Raw genomic sequence first — 4,305 nt, 5'->3', positions numbered from 1 at the left:
GAACTAGATGTATTACTTAATAAGTATAATCCTCAGCGCCAATGGCGTTAGGTTAAATTTTAGAAGGATACTTAAGTATAAAAAACCGAAAGAAAATAAAAAAGTTTAGAGAGTGTACTATTCAACTATCGGGTGCTTTAGTTTAAGAATCGGCTGCCTTTAAAGGGTAGCTTTTTTAATGGTTGTTTTTTCTTGAGTAAAACACTGCTAAAATGGCACTCTTTTTCAAACTCATGAATTTTAGTTTTACGTTTAATTAATCGTTTTTTCATTTATACAAATAGGGTAAACTTGCATCCTGGATGGAGTGAGCAGCTCTTCTTGATACTTTATCTTGAGATCTATTGATCAACACATCCAATTATTGACTGCACGCGACAACAAGAGGGTGCGAATACCCAAAAGTTTTTGCTCTTCTATACATGACTTTTCTCTTGATTCCAATCTGAAGCAATAACGTTTTTTCATCAAATAGCCTTTTTACAAATCTTCCTCCCTATAATATATTCGGCTTCAAATTATGCGGTCTATATCTAGTAGGTTCAGAAGCAACAAGTACATTGTACAACATATTTTTTTCGGAAAATGTCGTATTAAGACGAGAATATACCAATTCATAAATTTGTCACAAGTTGCAGGAATACAAATCGAAATAGTTGATTCTTAAAGCTTCCAACCATAAACGGGTAAAGTTTTTCAACTATTTTGGTAGGAGATTCCTACAACCTTTACAAATATTTCTCTGAAAGAGTAATGGAGTACTACTTCCGTCTTTCCTCTGAATTTAACATAATACATAAAAGAAATGCCCCTAAAGAAACCTATGTATATCATTTCATAAGCGAACCTCGTTCATATAGGTGAGTCAATGAGATACCTTTTTTTGCAGCTACCCGTTTAATTAGATTTATTTCATGGTACATGGCATTAGATAAAATGTCATTGTCTATGTTTTTGTTAATATGGTAATAAAAACCTGCTAACAATTCTATTGGCATTCTATTGTACAAAGAAAATCCCCCATCATTCATTTTCAACACCTATCCTTTTAAAAGAGTATACAGGATATTCTGACTATTGTTAAGCACTTTTGCAAATTATGTCGAAAGGATTCTATTATTTCTATATTCCCTTAAATGCTGTGTCTGAAAAGGTACACATTTACGAACACACACTTAAAGTTGAAATACACAATAAAATATCGTTCGAAAACGTATTAAATTACTTTTCGAACGTCTACCAGTTTATTGCGATTTCCCGAACAGAATTGTACACGATTAACGTTTTAAGATGTCCTTTAACTAGGCAATTTTAGCTTTATCTCTAATTGGTTGTACAAATTCAATTATGTAAAATTCCCATCATCCAATAACGACACTTTTTTTTATATAATCGATAAACCTTGGTCTATCAACCTTTAGGGGGTTTCTGTCAATGTATCAAAATAGGTATTATGTTACATTGATGATATATAAAAGAGGCAATTACCTTTTCCGGGGTAATTGCCCTTGAATGTACGTGCTAAAAGAAAATGACAAAAGTGCAGTCAACTCTTGTAACCTTATTCTATGCCCGAACAGATACTTATGTCCCTGCGGATACCACTGTCTATATTAGTTTATGGGATATTATCTTGAATCCTTAACGCCTTATGTATATGCACTTTGAATCCATTGATTGTCCACTTACTTATTCCAGAAAAGTTCGAGATGCAATGAAAGTCTTGATTTCACGAGATGTCATTTTTCACACAGTAATGCTTGTCGCGCTACCTTGTTTCTTTAAGAAAGTAATTAAAAACATATTTTTATAATTTTCTTAGTACATGAACGTAATAAACAAAACGGGACCGTCAGTATCTATACTACAATTCTGTCGGTCCTTGTTTTTAGAGTAGGCATCTTATATATCAATAGCCATAAGGACGGTTGTATGGTTGGCTGTAGTATGGATATCGATAGTATGGTGGGTATGGTGGGTAGATTGGGTAGAATGGATAAATCGGTAAAAATGGGTATTGATATCGTGGACGTCGTCTTCTGCGACGTCTCCCATAACCGTCATACTCGTAGTCATCGTCTCTGTCATATCGATCGTAATCAAATCGTGTCATTATTTTTACCTCCTTTTGATATCATTTTAGGTTATGCCATGCAGGAAGTGACAGTCCGTACATTCGCCTATACTAAACATTGCTATTCTTCAATTGGTACACCAAAAAGAACGTTAATACTTTTTGGATTAACCCCTGTTAGTTGAAGATGAATTATCCGAATGGCGTAGTACAAAGTAAAACACCTAAATAAATTAGGTGCTCATCAAAACACAATATTCTTTAGCATGAATTCAAAAGGAAAGTTTACATATTTTCAACAAAGGCTATTAGCATTGCCTCCTCATCAAGAAACCATTTTTTCTTTAATTGCGGAGAATGATAAGGATTATCGCTATGGAGATATGGTTGTGAAATAATGCTTTTAGCAACTGGAGCCACATAAATTTGATTGAGGATTTCCAGAGGCGCCGGATATTCAAAGTATAAATTTAATATAGGGTGCGGATTTTCATTTCTCCATTTTGCAAATTCTTGAGAAAAGTTCTTGTGTTCTGGCATTTTTATCTGTTGAAATATCTCTGAAGGCAATAAGTTTTGTGCCAAACAATAAAGACCATGTGCAGGCACACATAGCTGTTTCATCGCTTTACTGAAATTTGCACGCATATATCCTGAACAAAAATTTTGTAAATGTTTCCCCATTACCTCGACATCTTCTTTGTGTAATGAAAGCAGAAATGCAACTCCTGAACGCTCCCATTGTGGTTTCTTTGTGCCAACAAATTTTTCGGCAGCATAGACCGTTTTTTGCAACAGTATTTCATCTCTATACCACATTGCCTTCAAGAGATTGCTCATCACAATATAAAACGGGTAACCATTTTTAGTTAAACCCAGTTCGGATGGAAGAATGCGCTCCATTGTTTCGTTATCCCCGCAAGCGATTGCCTCTAAAATATGTAAGGTGTTTTGACAATGATCATACCCTCCGCTGCATCCCGGAAGTAATTGATAACGCATTTGCTGGAAAATTAAATTATTCCACTTTTGCCAGTCTTGATGTAAAAAGCACTCATCTAACCAAATATCGTAGTTGGTTTTTAACAGTCCAAATGACATCGATTTGGTAATTGCCGTTAATACTTCATTATCTTGTGCCGTTCCTTCTTTTGCGTTATTTATAATTGCCTCATAATTTATAATACATTGCTCAATGTATTGACTTTTATCCGTATCCATTAAACTTCACAACCCCGATTTTTTAATTTTTCCGTTTCAAAGCAAGAATTATATAAATTTTCTTCTTCTAATTCTACGAGTTCTCTCAAAGGGGATTAACCACATTTTACCTCGTGTTACTATTTCATTTTATTATCTACATAAGGTTTACCACATGTCAACTTCGTAACATTCTCGCTAGTACATATGCGTTTCTTGTTACGTCAGTAACCGATGTATTGTTCAAATATGATTCCCTTTGCAATTCTAATACTAATGATTCCAAACTGTTTCACCTTCCAAGACCATTCTATTAAACCTTGAAACAGGTATAGCATTAATCGTGCGTTGTCTGTTCCCTGCAATCCTCATATGCTGAAACACCGTATCAAGAGCCGTCTCGATTAACATTCTTTCTCGTTCTAATACCTTCGCCTTCGTTGGCCTCCTAAAAATGAGTATAAAAAAAGCCACACCATTTAGATATGACTCCTAACGCTATCATTATTTTGTTAATGCTTTTGTTTCTGTTTCAAGACTAATGATTTTTTCATATGCTTCCATAATTGAACCTCTTTCTTTGTTTACGGCATTAAGAAAGCGAATCGCCGATTCATAAAATAAGAAATCTTGTTCATTATTAATATCCCTAATTTCACCATAAGTTTTTACATTAATATTAAATTCTTCTTTTTCTCTAGCCATCTCTCAACACTCCTATCAAGTATTGTGTGAACATTTCCTACAATAACAATATTAGACATATAGGAGGGAATACCTTCTTTAGTAATTAATCTTGGAAACTCGTTAATATTCCATCTACAAAGTACAAATATTTATAATTTGGATATTTCCATTACTTTTTGACCGAGTACGGATTTGGATTTTTTCGGATAATAAATAACGACTACTATCAGAAGTACAGATCCCTTGGATACACAATCTTCACAAAAAAAGAAGATCAGATTTCGCCGATCTTCACAATGTTCTTGTAATACTTAACTTGCGATACATTGCTATTACCTTTATAT

The 4,305-nt window shown here is 33.9% G+C and carries 4 protein-coding genes and 1 pseudogene; 2 read left to right on the top strand and 3 right to left on the bottom strand.

Features of this window, described 5'->3' with window-relative positions; genetic code table 11:
- Positions 1-361: 361 nt before the first annotated feature.
- Complete coding sequence (locus AC25Y5_RS18800; RefSeq protein ID WP_488141629.1) at positions 362-454, bottom strand: aspartyl-phosphate phosphatase Spo0E family protein; 93 nt, start codon at positions 452-454, stop codon at positions 362-364.
- Between the two features lie 1,191 nt (positions 455-1,645).
- Between AC25Y5_RS18800 and AC25Y5_RS18795 the strand changes: the two are divergent.
- Both AC25Y5_RS18795 and AC25Y5_RS18790 read left to right on the top strand, forming a co-directional pair.
- Positions 1,646-1,741, top strand: a pseudogene (locus AC25Y5_RS18795) (DUF1259 domain-containing protein); the annotation flags it as partial.
- A gap of 206 nt (positions 1,742-1,947) precedes the next feature.
- Positions 1,948-2,259 (top strand): hypothetical protein, encoded by a 312-nt coding sequence (locus tag AC25Y5_RS18790; RefSeq protein WP_488141628.1) that lies wholly within the window; start codon positions 1,948-1,950, stop codon positions 2,257-2,259.
- A gap of 100 nt (positions 2,260-2,359) precedes the next feature.
- Here AC25Y5_RS18790 and AC25Y5_RS18785 read toward each other — a convergent pair whose 3' ends face one another.
- Both AC25Y5_RS18785 and AC25Y5_RS18780 read right to left on the bottom strand, forming a co-directional pair.
- A complete protein-coding gene (locus tag AC25Y5_RS18785) occupies positions 2,360-3,295 on the bottom strand; it encodes a hypothetical protein (RefSeq protein WP_488141627.1) in 936 nt (311 codons plus the stop codon).
- Between the two features lie 483 nt (positions 3,296-3,778).
- Complete coding sequence (locus AC25Y5_RS18780) at positions 3,779-3,979, bottom strand: hypothetical protein (protein ID WP_488141626.1); 201 nt, start codon at positions 3,977-3,979, stop codon at positions 3,779-3,781.
- Positions 3,980-4,305 lie beyond the last annotated feature (326 nt).

This window comes from Sporosarcina sp. Y1011 (assembly GCF_057669885.1).
This window is presented reverse-complemented; position numbering and strand designations above follow the sequence as displayed.

Excerpts from the sequence above, each read along its gene's own strand:
- AC25Y5_RS18790 (WP_488141628.1), top strand. The coding sequence starts at position 1,948 with ATGGATATCGATAGTATGGTGGGTATGGTGGGTAGATTGGGTAGAATG.
- AC25Y5_RS18780 (WP_488141626.1), bottom strand. The coding sequence starts at position 3,979 with ATGGCTAGAGAAAAAGAAGAATTTAATATTAATGTAAAAACTTATGGT.
- AC25Y5_RS18785 (WP_488141627.1), bottom strand. The coding sequence starts at position 3,295 with ATGGATACGGATAAAAGTCAATACATTGAGCAATGTATTATAAATTAT.